Source organism: Cupriavidus sp. 22TCCZM04-2 (genome assembly GCF_057798895.1).
The window spans coordinates 76,514-96,106 of record NZ_JBYOJS010000021.1; the positions used below are offsets into that span (position 1 = coordinate 76,514).

18 protein-coding genes and 1 pseudogene are annotated in these 19,593 nt (G+C 61.4%); 6 read left to right on the forward strand and 13 right to left on the reverse strand.

Translation table 11 applies throughout. From position 1 onward, the window contains the following. The first annotated feature begins 31 nt into the window (after positions 1 to 31). The 5 genes and pseudogenes from AC3FKG_RS25005 (at position 32) to AC3FKG_RS25025 (ending at position 5,343) form a co-directional block, all read left to right on the forward strand. The gene (locus AC3FKG_RS25005; protein WP_488744405.1) at positions 32 to 691 is read left to right on the forward strand and encodes an acylphosphatase; all 660 of its coding nucleotides are present in this window, start codon (positions 32 to 34) and stop codon (positions 689 to 691) included. Continuing rightward, positions 628 to 1,137, forward strand: a pseudogene (locus AC3FKG_RS25010) (SOS response-associated peptidase family protein); the annotation flags it as partial. The gene AC3FKG_RS25005 and the pseudogene AC3FKG_RS25010, both read left to right, overlap by 64 nt. A gap of 1,345 nt (positions 1,138 to 2,482) precedes the next feature. After that, positions 2,483 to 3,025: a Cache 3/Cache 2 fusion domain-containing protein gene (locus tag AC3FKG_RS25015; RefSeq protein ID WP_488744406.1), complete on the forward strand. Its 543-nt coding sequence runs from the start codon at positions 2,483 to 2,485 to the stop codon at positions 3,023 to 3,025. A gap of 682 nt (positions 3,026 to 3,707) precedes the next feature. Further along, on the forward strand, positions 3,708 to 4,169 hold the full coding sequence (locus tag AC3FKG_RS25020) for a pyridoxamine 5'-phosphate oxidase family protein (RefSeq protein ID WP_483712414.1): 462 nt from the start codon (positions 3,708 to 3,710) through the stop codon (positions 4,167 to 4,169). A gap of 58 nt (positions 4,170 to 4,227) precedes the next feature. Then, positions 4,228 to 5,343 carry a medium chain dehydrogenase/reductase family protein gene (locus tag AC3FKG_RS25025; protein WP_483712413.1) on the forward strand — a complete coding sequence of 372 codons (1,116 nt, stop codon included), beginning with the start codon at positions 4,228 to 4,230 and terminating at the stop codon, positions 5,341 to 5,343. Positions 5,344 to 5,542: 199 nt separating this feature from the next. On the opposite strand, the gene AC3FKG_RS25030 is transcribed toward AC3FKG_RS25025, so the two are convergent. From AC3FKG_RS25030 to AC3FKG_RS25055, 6 genes are all read right to left on the reverse strand, one after another. Then, entirely contained in the window at positions 5,543 to 5,863 is a 321-nt protein-coding gene (locus tag AC3FKG_RS25030) for an FAD binding domain-containing protein (RefSeq protein WP_483712411.1), read from the reverse strand. A gap of 64 nt (positions 5,864 to 5,927) precedes the next feature. Beyond that, positions 5,928 to 6,995 carry a porin gene (locus AC3FKG_RS25035; protein ID WP_488744407.1) on the reverse strand — a complete coding sequence of 356 codons (1,068 nt, stop codon included), beginning with the start codon at positions 6,993 to 6,995 and terminating at the stop codon, positions 5,928 to 5,930. A gap of 187 nt (positions 6,996 to 7,182) precedes the next feature. Then, positions 7,183 to 8,637: an amidohydrolase family protein gene (locus AC3FKG_RS25040; RefSeq protein WP_488744408.1), complete on the reverse strand. Its 1,455-nt coding sequence runs from the start codon at positions 8,635 to 8,637 to the stop codon at positions 7,183 to 7,185. Beyond that, positions 8,634 to 9,428 carry an ABC transporter permease gene (locus tag AC3FKG_RS25045; RefSeq protein ID WP_488744409.1) on the reverse strand — a complete coding sequence of 265 codons (795 nt, stop codon included), beginning with the start codon at positions 9,426 to 9,428 and terminating at the stop codon, positions 8,634 to 8,636. The genes AC3FKG_RS25040 and AC3FKG_RS25045 overlap by 4 nt, the downstream gene beginning before the upstream one ends. Positions 9,429 to 9,445: 17 nt before the next feature. Continuing rightward, positions 9,446 to 10,321 (reverse strand): ABC transporter ATP-binding protein, encoded by an 876-nt coding sequence (locus AC3FKG_RS25050; protein WP_483712405.1) that lies wholly within the window; start codon positions 10,319 to 10,321, stop codon positions 9,446 to 9,448. Between the two features lie 45 nt (positions 10,322 to 10,366). Continuing rightward, entirely contained in the window at positions 10,367 to 11,353 is a 987-nt protein-coding gene (locus AC3FKG_RS25055) for an ABC transporter substrate-binding protein (protein ID WP_483712404.1), read from the reverse strand. Between the two features lie 629 nt (positions 11,354 to 11,982). Between AC3FKG_RS25055 and AC3FKG_RS25060 the strand changes: the two genes are divergently transcribed. Then, the gene (locus AC3FKG_RS25060; protein WP_488744410.1) at positions 11,983 to 12,981 is read left to right on the forward strand and encodes an isopenicillin N synthase family dioxygenase; all 999 of its coding nucleotides are present in this window, start codon (positions 11,983 to 11,985) and stop codon (positions 12,979 to 12,981) included. A 568-nt stretch (positions 12,982 to 13,549) separates the two neighbouring features. On the opposite strand, the gene AC3FKG_RS25065 is transcribed toward AC3FKG_RS25060, so the two are convergent. The 7 genes from AC3FKG_RS25065 to AC3FKG_RS25095 all read right to left on the reverse strand — a co-directional run bounded on the left by AC3FKG_RS25065 (position 13,550) and on the right by AC3FKG_RS25095 (position 19,557). After that, the gene (locus AC3FKG_RS25065) at positions 13,550 to 14,224 is read right to left on the reverse strand and encodes a trimeric intracellular cation channel family protein (RefSeq protein WP_483712402.1); all 675 of its coding nucleotides are present in this window, start codon (positions 14,222 to 14,224) and stop codon (positions 13,550 to 13,552) included. Further along, positions 14,221 to 15,483 carry a M20 family metallopeptidase gene (locus AC3FKG_RS25070; RefSeq protein WP_488744411.1) on the reverse strand — a complete coding sequence of 421 codons (1,263 nt, stop codon included), beginning with the start codon at positions 15,481 to 15,483 and terminating at the stop codon, positions 14,221 to 14,223. The genes AC3FKG_RS25065 and AC3FKG_RS25070 overlap by 4 nt, the downstream gene beginning before the upstream one ends. Positions 15,484 to 15,517: 34 nt before the next feature. Continuing rightward, positions 15,518 to 15,664, reverse strand: a complete 147-nt coding sequence (locus AC3FKG_RS25075) for a hypothetical protein (protein WP_483712400.1) — start codon at positions 15,662 to 15,664, stop codon at positions 15,518 to 15,520. Between the two features lie 478 nt (positions 15,665 to 16,142). After that, complete coding sequence (locus AC3FKG_RS25080; RefSeq protein WP_483712398.1) at positions 16,143 to 17,063, reverse strand: LysR family transcriptional regulator; 921 nt, start codon at positions 17,061 to 17,063, stop codon at positions 16,143 to 16,145. A 73-nt stretch (positions 17,064 to 17,136) separates the two neighbouring features. Next, complete coding sequence (locus AC3FKG_RS25085) at positions 17,137 to 17,577, reverse strand: Zn-ribbon domain-containing OB-fold protein (protein ID WP_483712397.1); 441 nt, start codon at positions 17,575 to 17,577, stop codon at positions 17,137 to 17,139. 19 nt (positions 17,578 to 17,596) lie between these two features. Beyond that, complete coding sequence (locus AC3FKG_RS25090; protein WP_483712396.1) at positions 17,597 to 18,769, reverse strand: thiolase family protein; 1,173 nt, start codon at positions 18,767 to 18,769, stop codon at positions 17,597 to 17,599. Continuing rightward, positions 18,766 to 19,557, reverse strand: a complete 792-nt coding sequence (locus tag AC3FKG_RS25095; protein ID WP_488744412.1) for a crotonase/enoyl-CoA hydratase family protein — start codon at positions 19,555 to 19,557, stop codon at positions 18,766 to 18,768. Before AC3FKG_RS25095 ends, AC3FKG_RS25090 begins: the two co-directional genes overlap by 4 nt. Positions 19,558 to 19,593 lie beyond the last annotated feature (36 nt).

Genomic DNA, 19,593 nt, shown 5'->3' on the forward strand with positions numbered 1-19,593 from the left:
GCGCCGCGTAACAAACAGTAAGGTAAAGCACTTGGCCGGAAAGCCTGCAAGCCGCTCAACGAGAGGCGACCAGGGAATACAGGAGCCGATAGCTAAACTGGCAAGGAACCGTAGACCGGGGCGGCATCATGTCACCGGTTGGGTCCGAAACCGCATGGACGATACGGTAGAGGCAATACTGCACGGCTCGCTAGAGCAGCTCGCCGACATGTGCGCTTGGTTGAGTGAAGGTACGTCGGCAGCGCTTGTGGAACAGCTTGAAGTGATAGAAGTGATGCCACACCTTGCGTGCTTTGACCGCTTCGAACGCATACAACCCTGTAGCTGGCATGCACAACTACAGCAAACACGGTCAGAACGTGATTGCCTACAGGAAATCTGTTTGTGTCTGCTGGCTCACATAAGCCATTGCCATGAGATGCGCCCATGGAGATACTTTGATGCAAAACAAGACGAGGGCATCATGTGTAGGCGCATCGCACAATTCAGCTCGTTCGCCATATGGGAAGCCGAACTGGGGGTCCAATGCGTCTACTCGGGAACCTGGCAGAGCTATAACATCGCCCCCGATGACAGTCCCGTTGTGCTACATAAGCTACATGTGAACGCGTCACAACTGCCGAGTCCGTCCATTGGGGTTATAAGCCATGTTTGCCCTATCCTACGCATTCGGTTTCCAACGCTCGGGTAGACCGGGTAGCCAAGAATGACTACTTCAAGGCACTTTGGCGGAAGCGGCAGCGGGTAATTGTCCCGGTGGACGGCTGGTACGAATGGCCAACGATACAAGGCATCAAGCGGCCACAATTTATAAGTCGCAGGGATGGACCGTGCTTCCTCGCAGCCTTGGCATATTGGGAACCTGGCGCCACGGTTCAGCCTGATGGCGCGGGCTTCGTCATCATTACCGATGATGCTAAAGGGGGGCTGACCGATGTCCATGATGGCCGGCCAATCGTACTGTCGGGGGTGGACGCCTTAGCATGGCTAGACCCGGAGTTAATCCCCCGGGGGGCGTCGGTATTGATGCACCACTGCCTTCCCATCGATGCCTTCCAGTGGTGGGAGGTGGGCCTGGCAATCGGGAACCTGCAGAGTGAGGGCAAGGACCTGATACAGAACGTTGTCACTGCGTGAGAGCTATCGGCAGGCGGACAAAGTAAAACGGGTGGCGTTGCGTTTCAAATTTGAACAGACCAAGCGTCTAGTAATTCTTTCGAACTCGCTATACGCTTCCTCAAGATTGTTGGGTTTTCTCGAAAAATTCGATAACTTCCATTCCAAAAAAACAGAAAGGACAATTTGTGAGCCCGTTGAGGTCCCTGCCTCACGGGCTCATTTTTTTCTCACTTCATCGCCTTTGTAATATGCGAGGTATGTGTGTCACTTCAAAACGGCCCTGCCTATTTCTGTTCTGGCGACAGATATCGCATGCCCCCTTCCAGTTGCGAAGCGGTAGTCCCCCCGCCTGTTGGCAAGGCGACAAGCGCATTATTCCAGAGGGCTCTTTTCACGCCTATAGTCAGCATTGCTGAAATTTTCTTGACTACTTGCTGGGCTTTTTCTTGTCTGGTTGGGAATTAGGGGCCGGAGGCTGGGCAATAAGCAGAGGCTGGGCCGCTGGGCTAGGCGTCGTTGCTGGTGTCTTTTCTGGGGCAGGCGCTTGGGGGACTTGACCGTTCTCATAACCCGTTGAAACAGACTCCAGGTAGCCGGGTGGAAACTTCTGTTCCGTTGTTGCCGCCGGCTCGCCATGCGCGACAGCGCAGCATGTAAGGGCGCTTATGGCAATAACTTGCCGCCAAGCAGTCTGCAGAAGGGGGGCGGTGAGCCTCATGAGCAACTCCTTATCGGGGGGCAGCCCTAATTCGCTTAGCAATTCAAGCTTGTGCTCGACTGTAATGCGACAACGAGTTCTGGCGTTATGTCAGGCCGGGATGTGGAGTCGACCGTAGCGAGAGTCGTGCCAGGCCTGCTGTGAGGCAAGAAGCCGGCATGAATAGGCAGGCCAATTAAATTGAATTGTATTAAAACGTTTCACTTTCAATATGTCGCAATCGGCACAGGCCTGCAGCGGCTGACACCATGGCGACCAACCAGGAAGGCGGACCAATTTTCAGTGCGTTAGTACGAACGAGGACATGCCGGCCATCGTTGTCCATTCGCTAAAATCTGTTGCAAACCTGTGACAAGGAATTTTTTTGTCAGAATGAATGAATCTGAAATTCACCGGGACGATCCACGGTCGCTCGTCGCTTCCCGCCTGAAAAGCGACCAACGTACGGCGGACGCGGGTAGGCACCTGCATGTGTTGTGCACATCGCGACAACTCCACAAGGCACTGTGCGGTATCGCCGTCGTGCAACTCGTGCAGCGCCTCGCCGGCTGCCTATACTTCCAAACGGACTAAGGCGTACGCTGCCCCAGTCCCGGGGAAGTTGCCGTCCCGCCTCTCGGCGACGCTGCCCCAAGGGGGATAAAAATGGCAAAAGCAAATCCCGCAGGTGCTATAGGGCGATTGGTTGCCCCTTTGATTTTTGCACTCGCATTGCCCGTCTTCGCTCCGGTCATGAGCTATGCCCAAACACCGCAAAACGTAAAGCAAGCCATGGCATCACTGAAGGCTAAGACGGCCAAATTGGGCGCACCGGGGATTAGGGGGGAAGATGCTGTTGCAGGAAAACCGGCGCCAGCTTTGTACTTTGGCGCGACCAAAATGAACAACAACTTTGCCGTTGTCGATGAAGTCAAGAAGGAGCATGGCGGCACGGCAACATTGTTCGTCAAAAGCGGCGATGATTTCGTGCGCGTAGCGACGAATGTACTGAAGGACGATGGGTCGAGGGCGATCGGCACTGTCCTTGACCCGAAGGGAAAGGCCATGGCGGCAATACGCGGCGGTGGCGCCTACTACGGTGACGCTGACATCCTCGGTAAGCCATACACCACTGGATATGAGCCAATTCACGACGCCAGTGGAGGTGTCATTGGCGTTTACTATGTAGGGTATCCAAAGACGCAATGAGTTACGCCACTCCCAGATGCGTCACTCGGCGGTGACGCATCTACGGGCAGGGCCTCGCGCGGCAGTCAGGAAGCACAACATGTCTTCGGAATCGACTGGGCCTCTGACGAGGCGCAGTCGTATGACGGCCGCCCTTCTATCCTTCTCAGCCGCCTGCAAGTTGCTCCTCTCCAATGGCCGCTATCAGGCGACTCGACCATCGCTTCCCGGTAATCGCCCCAGGAAGGTATGACGAAAGTCGCTTCCCGACCACCCTCCGCGGGAATTGCAGCCGTACAGCTTCATGTGTCCAAAGCTGCCCTGAAGGGTACCGTTCGCATTGGTTTCCACCCATGCTCGCCCAGGAGCATTTCCTTTAGTGGACTAAATCAGACGTGATTTCAGCCAGCGAATTGCATCCCTGCCGTGGCGACGGTCGAAGGAGCCGGAAGCCGCCCCGCCTTTGCCACGCCTCGCAGAGTTCGATGCAGAACTTGATTGATACAAGTCAACAAGCAAGGATCTGCCGCTTCTATCATGAAACAAAGGTCGATGGCTGTGGCGCCGCGCACCGCGGCCTTCCTGTGCATGCCGGGTGCCATCGGACTGGCGTTTCCTCTTGGTTTTGCCTCTTCTGCAATCGACACATCTCCGAAGCGTTGGCAAGCGGTACCCTGTGTCCCGATTGCAAGGGAGAGTCATCATGGATGACGAGATCGGAAAGAAGATCCTGGCGCTACTGGAGCATCACCGGGTCATGACGATTGCCACGATCAGGCCGGATGGCTGGCCGCAAGCGACCACTGTGGGCTACGTCAGCAAAGGCCTTGTCCTCTACTTCCTATGCGGCCTGGAAAGCCAGAAAGCAGCAAATCTAGCTCAGGACGACCGGGTATCCCTGACCATCGATGACGATACCTCAGACTTGATGGCGATCACGGGACTGTCCATGGCAGCGCGCGCGAAGCCCGTCCTCGACCCGGTCGAGGCGGACGACGTACTGCACATGCTTCCCCTTAAGTATCCACAGCAAACCAAGTTGCCAGTACCAATGCCTACCCGGAACGAGGTGAGGATATTCCGAGTGACGCCCACTGTCATTTCTGTCCTTGACTACTCGAAAGGCTTTGGACACACGGACCTGGTCGTGCCAATCCTTGACTAAGACAACATAGACGTCGGCAATCCGCCGCGCAGTTCTGCTACCGAGACGGCTCCGTCAAATGAAAAACTCGCGCGTCATAGTCACTCATTACGGTGGCCCTGATTCGCTTCAGGTGATAGATGAAGAGTGCCCTGAGCCAAAGAACGGTGAGGTGCGAGTAAGGGTGCTGGCAGCGGGTGTGTGCCAGCCCGACCTGATGATGCGCGAAGGCTTTCATCCCGAAACGCCTCCTCTGCCATTCACACCGGGGTGGGATCTGGTTGGACTGGTGGATCGACTTGGCGCCGGAGTTTCCGAGGTCGGTTCAGATCAGTTGGTGGCCGCGCTGCCCATCACTGGCGCGTATTCCGAGTTCGTCTGTCTGCCGCAGCGTGAACTTATTCCCGTGCCTTTCGGACTGGACGCCGCCGAGGCTGTCAGCCTAGTGCTGAACTACGTCACGGCCTACCAGATGTTACATCGGTCTGCGAAAGTCAAAGCGGGCCAGAGCGTGTTGATTCATGGCGCGACAGGCGGCGTCGGCTCGGCACTGATGCAACTCGGGGGACTTGCCGGTCTCAAGATGTACGGGACTTGCTCATCGCAACATACGCCTGTGATTTCTGCTTTGGGCGGGATCCCGATTGATTACAAACAGGTTGATTTTGTGAATGAAATTCACCGCCTCACGGGATCGGGTGTGGACGTCGTTTTTGATGGCATCGGCGGACCCAATATTTGGCGTTCGCGCGAGGCGCTGCGTCCCGGCGGGACGGTAGTGGCTTATGGACTCTCTGCCTCGCTGCGAGGAGGGCGAGTGGCGTCAGGTCGCTCAGGTCGCAGGAATCGCTTCCAACGACTCGCCATCTTCGGTTTGTTCATTGCCGCGAGCTACATTCTCCCGGGTCGGAAGCGCGTCGTTCCCTATAGCATTCAGTGGCTCAAGCGAATGCGGCCAGCATTATTTCGCCAAGACCTGATCACCTTATTCGATTTGCTTCAACAGAAGAGAATCAAGCCGCTGATTGCGGAAAGGTTTTCTCTGGCCGAGGCAAGACGGGCGCATCAGTTGCTTGGAGAGCAGGGTGTTACAGGCAAAGTCGTTTTGGTGGCAAAAGGCCTTGTCGCAACTGCGAACTGCAAAGATGGCCGCAGAGAAGATACTCTCGTCCACACCGAGAACGCCCGATCATGAGATCAGCCAACGTTCGATCGCTTTCGCGATAACTGATGTCCGTGGGAATGCTCGCGGGCCGATCCGGTGTCCATCGTCACTGACCGACCGTCCCTGCCATTAGTGGGCTCGTCCAGCCAACGGCGGGTGTTGGGCCACAGCAGCCACCGGTGATTGCCACCACCAGTCTGCTGCGTGCTCATGCGTGGCGTCGGAATCGTTATGCGCGAGACCAACTCATCCGTTCCCTCACGGCCTTGGCCAGGCTGGCATAGTGGCGCCGCACGACATCGGATGTCTCCACTTCGCGCGTCGTAACCAGCGCGTCGATGCTCAGGCCATCGACCGGATCGAACGCCAGTACATCCATGCCCGGGATCTTATTGATATTGATGACGTGGGACGGTTTTCGATGCGATTCCTTGATCTGCACGAGCAAGTCGGTGCCGCCCGCCAGAACGCTGGCCCGACCGCCGCAACGGTGCAGCAGCGCCGACGCCTCTGCAAGCGTTGCAGGTTCGAGGTATTCAAACGCACTCATCTTCGTTCCTGTTTGGATGAGTTGGCGGTCCGTCGTCGGTACCGCCGGTAAGACGGTGACGTCTTCAGAACTTGTGGCGCACGCCCACGCCAAACGTATCGCCGTGCTCGATGCCGGTGATCTTGTCGTAGTAGTAAGCGGCGTAGAGGTCGGTCCTCTTCGACAGGTTGTAGTCGTAGGCAACGGCAAAGGTGTTGCGCTTGAAATCGCCCAGCGAATTGTCGGTCTTGTCGTAAGCGTACGAAGCCAGCAGGCTGCCGGCGCCGATGGGCACCGACGCGCCGAACTGGCCGTTGACGTGCTTGATGTTGCCGGACGCCGCCGTGGTTGCGCGGGTCTTGATGTACTGGCCCTGGGCAAACAGCTTGACCACCTTGAAGTCATAGGACAGGCCCACCTGGGCGGCGTCCTGGCGCGATAGACCGGCGCTGGCCAAGTCGGTCGGCGCATTGTTGAAGCGAACTTGCTGGTATGCCACCGTCGCGGCGAACGGGCCGCCAAAGTACAGGACGTTGCCACCCCACTTGTTCTTGCCCGCGGCGCCCGGCTGTTCGCCGAATCCATAGATGAAGTTGGCGGTCAGGCCGCCGAAGTTCGGCGTGCTGTACAACACCGAGTTGTTCCACCCCGAATCGCCGATGATGCCGGGATCGGTCACCGCGCCGCTGGTCGCGCCGAAGTAAGTGTGGAAGATGGTCGGTGAGAACACGTACGAATCGACCAGCGGGTTGAACAGGATGGTCGAGATGAAGTACGGCGCGGTGTTGCGGCCCAGCTTGAACGTGCCCGCGGTATCGTTCTGCAGGCCGACGTAGGCGCCGCGGCTAAACATCGAGTCGCCGTTGAAGCGCCCGCCGCTGCCGCTGTCGGTGCGGAAGAAGCCGTCCAGGTCGAAGATGGCCTTGGTGCCGCTGCCCAGGTCTTCCGCGCCCTTAATACCCCAGTAGGACGTCTGCATCCCGCCCGAGTCGGCGACCCAGGCGCGCTCGCCGACGCCCGGGCTCTTGACGCCGCCAACGAACATGTCAGCCTGGCCGTACAGCGTGACGCTGGACTGTGCCATGGCCGCGCCGGAAAGAAGGGTAGCCGCTACCGCCGCCAGCTTCAGTGCCGGCTTGTACTGCTTCTGCATGTTTAGACCTCTGTGAATTAATCTTGCTGGAACGTTGTGTAATGGGAACCCTGTCGGGTTCCATTTATGTCTTCGTGCTTTTATTCGTGCCACCCGGCGTGGGCTCGGTGTGGTGGTGCTTGGGTGCCGGTGGCATCGGGTATATCGATTTTTGTTTTATAGGTGACGCTTTCTTTCCGGGCGTGTACTAATCCCCGAGTGCCCGCATCTTCAGCAGCGCAACGGCTTCGCGCGCCTGGGCGCCCAATTCGGCCAGGTCCACGCCCGGCAGCGCATCGTCCTCGGCGATCACGCGACCGCCTACCAGTAGTGCTCGCAGCGTTGGCCGGCCACCGCTGGCCACCGGGGCAATGGCCGGATCGTGTAGTCCGAAGAAACGCGGATCGTCGAGTCGGTAGACCGCGAGATCAGCAGCCTGCCCCGGCGCAAGGGTGCCGACGCCCTCCAGCCCCAGTACTGCCGCACCGCCGGCGCTGCCCCAGCGCACCACGTCCTCCACGCGCGCGGCATCGGCGCCACCTTCGCCCTGGCCGCCCTCGGCATGCGAGCGCGCCAGTTCACCGCGCCTGGCACGCTGCATCAGCCATGCGGCATGGGCTTCGGAAATCATGTCCGCCGCCTCGTTGGAGGCCGCACCATCCACACCGATGGACACCGGCACACCGGCTGCCTCCAGTGCCGGAATGTCGGCGATGCCGCTGCCGAGCCGTCCATTGCTCTGCGGGCAGTGCGCAATGCCCGTCTCGGTTTCGCCCAGCATCCGGATTTCCGCCGGAGCGAGCTTGACGAGATGCGCGAACCAGACATCCGGCCCCAGCCACTCATGCTCGCCGCAGAACGCGACTGGCAGCGTGCCGTGCAGGGCGCTGGCGGCGTTTTGGTATTCCACAGTTTCAGACAGGTGGCTGTGCAGCCGGATGCCAAGGCGACGTGCCGTGCGCGCGCATGTACGCAGTTGCTCCGGTGACATCGAATACAGCGGCGTCGTGGGCGCCATGACTACGCGGCGCATCGCCCCGGGCCCGGACTGGTGATAGCGCGCGGCCAGCCGTTCGCAGTCTGCCAGGTAGGCATCGAGCGTTTCCGGGCGCAACGCCTGCGGCAAGGCACTCTCGAGCCCGCGCGATTGCGTCGCGCCGCCGCGGCAGAGCACGAAACGCAGCCCCAGTGCATCGGCTTCCTCAAACAGGATCGCCGAGCCGTCGAACGGCATGCCGGGGTAATACAGATAGTTGTGGTCCGCCACCGTACCGCAGCCGCTGCGCACCAGCTCGACCAGGCCGATGCGGGCGGCCAGACGGAAGGCATGTTCGTCGAACGCCGCGCGGAACCGGTAGGGAGTGGCGCCCAGCCAGGGCGTCAGCGTCAGGTTCAGCCCTTGCGGCTCGCCCTTGAGCAACGACTGAAACAGATGGTGGTGCGTGTTGACCCAGGCGGGATAGACGACGCAATCCGTCGCATCGATGACGCGTTCACCGGGTAGCGGCCTCAGATGGCCGATCGCGTCTATCCTGCCATTCACGATGCGCAGATCTGGCCCGGGACTGCGCTCGGGCCGGCCCGGGCTGCCGTCCTGCCCGGTGAGTATGGCGGCAGCGTTGCGGATCAGCAGGGATGCGTGTTGTTCAGAAGGGGTCGTCATGCCAGTTCACTTTCATGCCAGTGGGACAGCGCAAGCCGCGACAGTGCAACCATGGCCACAAACAGGGCGATACCCGTCACCGTGATCAGGAACAGCGCGGCAAACAGCCGGGGAATGTTGAGGGCGAAGCCCGCCTGCAGGATCTGGTACGCCAGCCCGGCACCGGTGCCGCCCGTGCCGGCCACGAACTCCGCCACCACCGCGCCGATCAACGCCAGACCGCACGAGATGCGCAGTCCACCAAAGAAGTACGGCAGTGCGCTCGGAATACGCAGGCGCACCAGCGTGTCCCAACGGCTCGCGCGATTGATGCGGAACAGGTTGGCGAGTCCCGGGTTGACGCTGCGCAAGCCGAGCACCGTGTTCGAGATGATCGGAAACACGGCCACCAGCGTCGCGCAGATGACGAGCGCCAGCGTCGGCTCCTTGACCCAGATGATGATCAGCGGCGCGATCGCCACCACCGGGGTGACCTGCAGCAGGATTGCATAGGGAAACAGGCTCGCCTCGATCAGCCGGCTCTGCACGAACAGGAATGCAGCGACCGTGCCGCATACCACGGCCAGCGCAAACGCCAGCAACGTGATGCGCAGCGTCACCCACAGGGAACCGAACAACAGGGACCAGTCTTCAGCCAGCGTCTTGCCGATGGCCACGGGCGACGGCACCAGATAGGACGGCACGTCGAATGCCATGCAGACGGACTGCCAGGCGAACAGCAGGACGATGCCCACGGCCAGCGGCGCTGCCACGCGCTGTACGGCCGGACGGGACAACAACGGAGGGTTCATGATGGGTTCTCCAGGGATCAGTCGGCCGCCGGCGCACCGGTATTGGCCTGTGTCAGCAAAGCCGACAGTTGTGCGCAGTACTGCATGAAGGCCGGCGACACGCGGAAGGCATCGTCGCGCACGGCTGGGCCTTCGATCGGCACGTCAGCAATGACCCGACCCGGGCGAGCCGCCATGACGATCACGCGGCTCGACAGATAGACCGCCTCGTAGATGCTGTGCGTGACAAACACCACTGTCAGCCCGCGCTCGGCCCACAGTGCGCGCAGGTCGGCATCGAGCTTGTTGCGCGTAAACTCGTCCAGCGCGCCAAAGGGCTCATCCATCAGCAGAAGGTCGGGTTGTACGGCCAGAGCGCGCGCGATCGACACACGCATCTGCATGCCGCCGGACAATTCGCGCGGGTACGCCTTTCCGAAGTGACCGAGGCCAACGAGCGCGAGGGCGCGCCGTACGCGCTCGTCGGCCTCCGCGCGCGGCATGCGGGCCAGATCGAGCGGCAGGCGCGCGTTGTCCGCCACGCTCGCCCATGGCATCAACGTTGCCTCCTGGAACACCATCGCGAACGTACGCCCTGGCGTGCCGATTCCCGCGGCGAGCGCAGGGCGGCCCCACCAGCGCACATGGCCAGCCGACGGTTGTTCAAGTCCGGCAAACAACTTGAGCAGCGTGCTCTTGCCGCAGCCGGACGGCCCGAGCAGTGAGACGAACTCGCCCGGCTGGATGGCTAGCCTGACCCGCTCGAGGGCCACGGTGCCGTTCGGATACGTCTTCTCGACCTGGTTGGCGAACAACGCCGGGGCATCGGCGGCACGCACGCCATCCAGCGGCGGCTGGCTTCCACCCCCTTGCGGGACGGCAGCAGTGCGACTGCTACGAAAGACGAGCGACATGGCGGCCTCCCCAATAGAACACAGATTCAGCAAGCAATGCGGTCTTCATGGCATCACCTTCAGGTCCTTGACAAACTGCGTGGTGTAGGCGCGCTTCCAGTCCACATCGGCCTTGAGCAACCCTACCTCGACCATGAAATCACGCGTCTTACGCCAGCGCGCGTCGGTCATCACGCCGATGCCCTGCGTGGCGGCGTCTCCGCCGGTGATCATGCGGAACTGCTTGAGCTTCTCGAGGCCATAGGCGATCTGGTCGTCCTTCATGTTCGGGTTGTCACGCTTGATGAGCGCGTTGGCGGGCGCCGGGTCGGCCAGGTAGCTCTTCCAGCCTTCCATCGAGGCACGCACGAAACGGGTGACCAGGTCCGGCCTTTCCTTGACGGTCTTCTCCATCGTCACGATGGTGGTGCCGTAGGGCGGGTAGCCATCATCGGCAAACAGGAAGAAGCGCGACTTCACGCCCGCCTTGTCGGCGCTGAACAGTTCCGACGACGCGTAGGCCTGCTGCGCGGCATTGGGATCGGCAAAGAATGGCTGCAGGTTGAACGTGTAGACGCGCGACTGCGATTCATCGAGCTTGTACTTGCCTCGCAGCCACGGCCACCAGGTCGTGCGTCCGGAGGTGGAGACCAGGATGGTGCGTGTCTTCAGGTCCGCCAGGCTCTTCACGTCTTCATGCGTCATCATGCCTTGCGGATCGGTCTGCATCGAGGCGCCGACCGTGGTGACAGGCACACCCTGCTCGACACTCTTGAGTACCTGCAGGTCATAGCCCATGAGGAAGTCTGCCTGGCCGCTGGCCAGGATCTGCATGCCGTTGACTTGCGGCCCGCCCATGCGGATCTGCACATCGAGGCCGTATTTCCTGTAGAGGCCGGTGGCAACGGCCTGGTAGAAGCCGCCGTGTTCGGCCTGGGCGTACCAGGAGGTGAGGAAAATGACCTTGTCGAGTGCAAAGGCGCTGGCGGACCAGCAGGTGGCGGCAATGGCTGCCAACCCGAGCAGGCGGCGGAGCAAGAGGCGAGGTGTCATGGCGGGGCGTGGTTTGAGCTGTCGTTCAACACGCCTGCGGTCGCGCCATGATGAGAGCCCGAGCGGTTCCATGGATGCCGGGCATGCGTCATGAAGGCACGGCCTCGGCCCGGACTACCGGACGCAGGCGCGGCTTTCAAGAGCAATTTCCGGCTGTCGCGCCGATGATCCGAAAAGCCGTCCGGCTCCTGGCGCGACAGTGAACGCTTCTACTCTCGCCCGTACTTCCGCAACTTCCATGCCATCTGCGGCGGTGCGAGAGGCCTGTGCATGGTTGCCGCCCCGGCCATGTCGGCACGCCATCGCTGTGCACGACATGCACGTTGGCGGTGCATCGGGATTTCCACTGGTGCGTCCACCGCGCAATTCCCCCTCTCCTGACTGGCCTCACCGCCTGGCGTGGACTTTGCATTGTCGCTGGCGAGAGTAGAAGCGTTCACCAGTCGCGCATGTGGTGCCGGCTGGCCGGGAATTGCTCTTGAAGTCGGAACAGGTCGGGCCGCAACGGCTTGGCTTGCTTACCTTCGGAGCTTCAAGACTGCACTGCCCGGATCGACTGCTCATGCTTCCGCGCGTTGCCTGCCGCTCCGGGTCCGACTCCCATCGACCTTCTTTCGCACGGAGCACACATGACTACGCTGACCGCCTCTCCTCATACGCTGACCGAACTCGACAAGGAAGCCCGCATGGGCGGCCGGGGTTCCGAGACCCATGCGCGTGAAGTCCGCCGTATCGACCTTTCCGACTTCGAGGCGCGCCGCCCGGAGATCACCGAAGCGCTGTGGGCAGCCGCCACCGATGTCGGCTTCTTCCAGCTCGTCAACCACGGCATCGACCTGGCGCAGGTCCAGGGAGCGTTCGAGATGGCACAGCGCTTCTTCGCCCTGCCGGACGCCGTCAAGGCGCAGTACCCCTTGCAGCGGGCACTGAACAGCGGCTGGGAGAGCAAGGCGCAGGTGCGACCGTCCACGGGCACACACGACCAGAAGGAGTCGTACCAGATCACGCTGCCGCACATGGCGCCGCTGTGGCCGACCGAAGACGAGCTGCCGGCGTTTCGCGCTGTCATGCTGACGTTCGAGGCGCAATGCTGGCAGGTCGGCATGCGCGTGCTGTCTTGCTTTGCCGAGAAGCTCGGCTTCGCGCGCGACTTCTTCACCCGCGCGCACGACCCGTCCCGACCCACCTACCAGAGCACGCTGCGCCTGCTGCACTACTTCCCGAGCGATCCCTCGGTGCCATCTGGACTGTGGCGCGCCGGCGCGCATACGGATTTCGACTGCCTGACGCTACTGTTCCAGCGCGCGGGCCAGGGCGGCCTGCAACTGTGTCCGGGCAAGGAGATGGAGGGCCAGGAATGGACCAGCATCGAGCCGGCGGATGACATCATCACCTGCAATATCGGGGACATGCTGATGCGCTGGAGCGATGACCAGTTGCCCTCCAATTTCCACCGCGTGCGCAACCCGCAGCCGCACGAATACCAGGGCTCGCGCTACAGCGTGGCCTTTTTCTGCCAGGCCAACCGCGACGTGATGATCGAAAGCCCGTCCGGCAAATACGCGCTGATCAGCGCGGAAGACTATCTGCGCCAGCGTGTAGCCGCCAACTTCCAGGCGACGATGTAAGGATCCGGGCAGCCACTGACGCAGCCGGTTCAGATGGGTAACTTCAACGATCGCCCGCTGACTGGGATAGCCGTCGGGACGGCGCCTGCGGAAGTCACCGCCCGCCGTGCGCTGCCTTCCGCATTGCTTCCAATATTCTCAACTTCTGAGTAAGTGATTAGGCTTTGTACCGGGGGATCCGCCACGGAAGATCATCACTCGCTATGTCAAGCGACTGACGGCAACCAAAGCACGAGTGAGCTACCACGCCTAGGAACGTGGCGACGCGCGAGCAGCTCACCGGTTTCAAGCGGCGTATAGGCTAAGCCATGGCGCGGTTTGCCTGACCGAGATCCACGCCATGACATCGTCAAACTGTATCAACCCGGAGATATCCGATACGTCAATTTTGGCCTGCAACGGAAGATTAGAAGCATAGGAAAGCAAAGGTAAGAAGGGCGACTGGGGAGCGATATTGCGGCCCGACGCCGAACACATTCCTCTTGGACCGGCTCCGCAGGGCGAGGAGCGGCCCCATGCCGGTTGCATCATTTGCACCATCACGGGTGGCCCCACAGTCCTGCGCTTATCACTTGTCTGATCCGCTCCCACTGCCATCATGTCCGAGCGAGCGCGGTAGATTCCAGTTGTAGCGAAGGGAGAGGTAACGCAGCGCGAAGCACGCCATCAAGGCGGTCCAGGTTCGCCCACTGGACACCCATCCCAGGCGCTCGCCGGACACCTCGATGACGGCACCCACCAGAGCCGCCGACGCATAGACCTCGCGCCGAAGGATCATAGGCACCCGATTGAGTAGCACGTCACGCGCCACACCACCACCCACGGCGGTAACTACGCCGAGAATCACCGCCACCTCGGCGTTATGGCCGAAAATCAAGGCCTTCTGCGCGCCGGTCACTGCAAACAATCCGAGTCCCAGAGAATCGAACAAGGTCACCGGGTGTGCAAGGCGCACGACCAGCGCACGCGCAGCGAGCACCACCCATGACGCTGCCATAGCTACGGCGAGATAACGCCAATCGGTTAGTCCCGCGGGCGGCACGGCGCCGATGCACAGATCGCGCAGCACGCCTCCGCCGCAAGCGACCGCAAAGGCAATGGCGATGACACCGAACCAGTCGAGGCCGCGGTCTCTGGCCGCGACCGCGCCGCTGAAGGCAAAGGCAAATGTGCCGGCCAGATCGAGAAACGTGAACAGACGGTGGTCATTCAAGCCGGCAATGGCCAATTCGTGGACGTTCATACACTGGGACACAACCACGCGCTGGCGGCTGTCAGCATAGCCGCCAAGCCGGTCTCGAGCGTCGGATGGATCTGCGGCGCGAACTTCGGTGAGTGGTTGCTAGGGATTCTGTTGATGGTCCTCTCCTGTTTGGCCTTCTCGTACACCTCCGGGTTGGTACCGCCGACGAACCAGAATACATAGGGCACGCCCCAAGTGCGACCGAAGATGCTGAAGTCTTCGCTGGCCGATGCCGGACCGGGTGCCTGCGACGCCTTCTCGCCAAACTGGCGGCCGAAGGCCTGCGCCACCTTTTCCGTAGCGGCCAGATCGTTATCGGTCAACGGGTAGCTGTTGATCGTGGTTAACTCGGGCGGACGCTCGGCACCGGAGGCATCGCACTCGGCGCAACAGATGCGGCGGATCGAATTGAGCATGTATTCGCGCGTGTCCTCACTGAAGGTGCGCATGTTCAGCTTGATGGTGGCGTCGTCGGGGATGATGTTCTCCTTGGTACCGGCCTGCAGCGAGCCGATAGTGAGCACCGCCGGTTCGGTCGGCGCGATTTCCCTAGAGACAATGGTCTGCAGGCGCAACGTGGTCGCTGCTGCCATGATGACCGGATCGATCGAGGTTTGCGGCTGAGAGCCGTGCGAACCGCGCCCGAACAGCTTGATTTTCAGGCTATCTCCGGCGGACAGCGTAATGCCGGGACGGTAGTTGACGGTGCCTGCCGCGCCGACCATCACGTGCTGCCCGAGGATAATTTCGGGCTTCGGAAAGCGACCCTCGCCCCATTCGCCCACCATAGAGGATGCGCCCTCGGCCGTTTCCTCGCCGGGCTGGAATACGATCAACAGCGTGCCGCTCCAGGCGGTGCGACTTGCAGACAAGATACGGGCGGCACCGATCATCCAGGTCACGTGCATGTCATGGCCGCATGAATGCGCGACGCCGACTTCTACGCCTTCATCGTCGCGCGCGATCACAGTACTGGCATACGGCAGGCCGGTGTCCTCTGCCATTGGTAGGGCATCCATGTCGGCGCGTAGCATCACGGTCGGGCCTGTGCCATTCTTCATCACGCAGACCACGCCAGTCACGCCGACGTTGCGCGTCACCTCGTAGCCCAGACCTTCCATGGCATCGGCGACGATTTTCGCGGTGCGAACTTCCTGCATCGACAACTCTGGGTGCTGGTGGAGGTCCTTGTAGAACGCCTCGAGTTCGGCCACCAGGGCGGGATCGGCGCGGTCGAGGACTTCAGTGAGAGGATTCATGATGACTCCAGAAGTGTCGAGTTGAACAGGGGACTCAGGCCGCACCTTCAACCCCATAGGCACCGCGAGCACGATCAAGGTTGGCCATCGCCACCGCCACCGTCAGGACGTCGAAACCCCGCGTAACGATGGCGGTTTCGCGCACGAACAGATTGTTCTGGCGGCCGGCGAAGGTGAGCACGCCGTCGAGCCAGTATATGCTTTCGCAACTAGCTCCAAACACGGTGAAAATGGCCCACAAAAACACTAGCAAAGTTCACGGCTCGCTGACCGCGTAATTCACTGCATTCGCAAATGTGTCGAAAGGAGCGCATGCTTACCCTATGGCAAAGACCTCCCGCAGGAGACCCACGCGAGAACGGGATGTGCTGGGTCGTCCATCACTCTGTGGGATGCTCCAGCCGGCTGATGATGGGGCGGCGTTTCTCGACGAAGGACCGCTTCTAAAGTGGAATTGCCATGTGAATGTCTCGGCAGCGCATGGGACGAGAGTCTCCTGATGGCCCGAGCCCGGCCATCGTCTCATGTTCACGGCGCCGCGCTGGCCCAAGTGGCAACAGAAAACCCTGAGCGGCCTCGTGAGCTTCGCGGCGGTTGCGGCTGTTATTAAGGAGCAACACCCACGGGCCCGTATGCGTGCCCAAAGATGCGGGCGCAGGTCATACCGCCGCGTCGTACTGATGGATCTGCGCAGCTAGTCGTTGCAGCAACCGGTTCGCGGCAGGCGAAAGCTGGCGGCCCACGCGCGTGATCAGTTGAGCCTCCGGACTTTGCAGCAACCGGTTCTCGACCGGGATTGCCATCAATTGGCCGGCTTCCAGCTCAGGGGCAACCGCGATCCGCGCCAGAAACGTGAAGCCGAGATTATTGGTGACGAACAGCTTGAGCAAGGTGACCGAATTCGTTGTCAATGCTGGCGTCAGCCGGACGCGGTCGAGCAGCATCGCCGCCTCCACCAGCCGCCGCGTGCCGTGCTCCGGATGCGTCAATGCCAGCGGATAAGGAAGCAAGTCCTGCAGCGTGACCGATCCGAACTTGCCGGCGAGCGGGAAATCCGGCGCAACGATCGCGTGCATCGGTTGACGCGATTCAGAGCGGCTGACGACCTTGGGGTCGGGCGACGGGTTGAACGCCAGCCCGATGTCGGCCTCGTCCTCGGCCACGCGGCGCACCACTTCGTTGGTGCTGCACAGGTCCACTGTGAGCGAGATTTCCGGGTGGCTTTCGCGGAACTGCCGTATCGGGCCGCCGACCATCGTCGACGCGAAGCCTTCACCCATGACGACGGTGACCTTGCCGCGGCGCAGTCCCCGCAATTCCTGGATCTTGGAAACGAGGTCGGCCTGGTGGGCACGCTGTAGTGAAAAGTACTCGAGCAACAGCGCGCCAGCGTCGGTTGGCTTGACCCCTCGCTTGTTGCGCTCGATGAGCGGCGTGGCGAGTTCCTCCTCGAGCAATGCGATCTGCCGACTCACGGCAGAGGGCGCGATGTCGAGGAAGTCGGCCGCCGCGCGCACTGTGCCGCAGCGCACCGCTTCATACAGGTAAGCAATACGGCTTTCGGTGTAGGGCGCTGTCATGCGGTCGTTCCAGACGAGGCGTGTAGGCGCCCATTCTGGCACGCCAGCGGAATCGGGAGTATCGGTCTTTCCTCTACCGCTCCGATTGAAACATCAGCAGGTGCATGCCATCGTCTATCGGCAGCCAGCAGGGCACGACCTTCATGCCGATGCAAACCTCATGCAGCGAACAATTGACCAGGTTGGCAATCACATTGACGCCGACATCGAGGGTCACCGACGCGACCACATAGGGCTCGTGCCCACGAAACGGCGCGGCGCCGCGCCGCACTACGGTCCATGAAAAAACTTCGCCGCGACCCGAGACTTCGCGCCATTCGATGTCGGTCCTGCGGCCGGTGAAGATGCTGGTTGGGCGCGGGTAATGCTGATACTTGCCGGTCGCCCGGCAATACTGGATGACCAGCTTCTTCTCGCGTGTCGCCGCCCAGAATGGCTGCGTGAAGCTGGATGGCTTGATCGCGCGCTTGACAGCAAACGTATCATCGGGAAGTTCGGGAATAGCTGTTTCCATGGTCCGCCTTGTGTAGGGATCATGCGTTGGGAGCAAGGACCAGGGCGCTGCTCGTGCCCCAGTTGCGCGAGTAATTGATCCAGCCGATGCCGCTCACCAGCGCATTGGCGGTGTTCCTGACCTGACGCGCGCCGCCTTCGCCCATCAACTGCCTCACTGCCTCGATCAGGTTGTGCGAACAGCATGCCGCTTGCCCCGCCGAGATCTGGCCGCCGCCGGTATTCAAGGGTAGGTCACCATCGAAGGCAAAGTTCATGTCGCGGATGAACTGCACGCCCTGACCCGGCCCACAGAATCCAAACGCCTCGAGCTGCAGCATGATCGCGATGATGAAATCGTCGTAGGGGTGAAACGATGCAATGTCCTTGAGCGCGAGTCCCGCCTGGGCGAGGGCGCGTTTGCCGCAAACCTCGTGGCCACTTCGGGTGACATCGACGAAGTTCTCCCCGCCCTGGAAGTTGGTCCGCTCGCCGTAGCCGATCGGTATGACGAACTTGTCGATGCCCTTTTCCCTGGCGCGTCGCCTGCTCGTCATCAGCAGGCCGGAGGCGGCGTCGCAGCGCATGACGCAATCGAGCAGACGTATCGGGTCGGCAATCATGCGCGAGTTGAGGTAGTCATCGATCGTGATCGGCTTGCGCAGCTTCTCGCAGGCGTTCTCGTTCAACACGGCATGGGCGCGCTGGGTGACCGCGAGCTTGCCCAGCATCTCGTAGTCAAGTCCATACTGATGCTCGTAGCGCCGCGTCAGCAAGCCGAAAGCATCGGGGGGGCCGAAGACACCGTACGGATCGGCCCACTCGCGGCGGAAGCTGCGGTCACCCCGGTTGTTTTCCGCCACGCCAGTGTCGGCGAACAGCAGCAAGGCCGTGGTGCACAGGCCGGCATCGATTGCCGCCGCGGCACGTGCGACGCTGCCGGTGGCTGAACAGCCGCCGATATGCACCTGGTCGCAGTAGTCGAGTTCCAGGCCGAGCTGGTCGGCCGTGACCTGTGCCCAGAAGCTCTCACCGGCCGCCGTCAGCCCGAATCCGGCCATGACCAGGCCGTCGATCTCCCCCTTCTCGAAGCCGCTGCGCTCGAGCAGGGCTTCGAGGACCTCGGCATCAAGCTCCCAGACGTCGCGATCGCTTTTTTCCATTACCTTGGTTTCGGCAAAAGCGACGATCGCCGAATCGCGCAGGCGGTTCACAGCGTTTCTCCCCCTCCCGGCGCCTTGATGGGCACCGCCTTCTTGTTCAGGAACTCGCTCAGGCGTGCGGTCGTTTCGGAGCTGAGGGTATATTCACTGACCAGTCGCTCGACGAAGATGCCATCGTCGTAAGACATATCAGCGATGCGCGGCAGGGCATTGGTGACGGCGAAGTTGGTCAGCGGCGCGTTGGCGCAGATGCGCCGGGCCAATGCGACTGCCTTCTCCAGCGCCTGTCCCTTAGGCACCACATACTGCACCGCGTTGAAGCGCAGCGCCTCCTCGGCGTTCAGCACGCGTCCCGTCAACATCAAATCCGTCATGAGGGCGGTCCCGATCAGCCGGCTGATCCGCACCGAGCCGGCGCCGCCGACGAAGATGCCACGTTGGCCCTCGGGCAGGGCGAAGAACGCCGTTTCGTCGGCGACCCGGATATGGGTGCTGGCCGCGGCCTCGAAGCCACCACCGATGGTGGCGCCATGCAAGGCAGAGACGAACGGTATCCTGCCCCGGGCAATCAGCTCGGTGTCGTAATTGCGGGGATACGGCAGCTTGTGCTCCTTGCCGCTTTCCCACATCGCCGCGGCGTAGGCGAGATCCAGCCCGCCGCTGAAGCACTCCCCATGACCAAACAGAACGCCACACCTGGCTTCTTCACCCGCGCGCATCACCGCCGTGTGCAACTGCTTATGCAATTCGTCGTTGAAGGCATTGCGCTTGGCCGGGCGGTTGAGACCGATCAGGGCAACGTCGCCATCGAGTTCATAACTTACTACTTCATTACTCATCTCTTTCTCCTTCCTTGTTTCGTTCATTTCACGAGG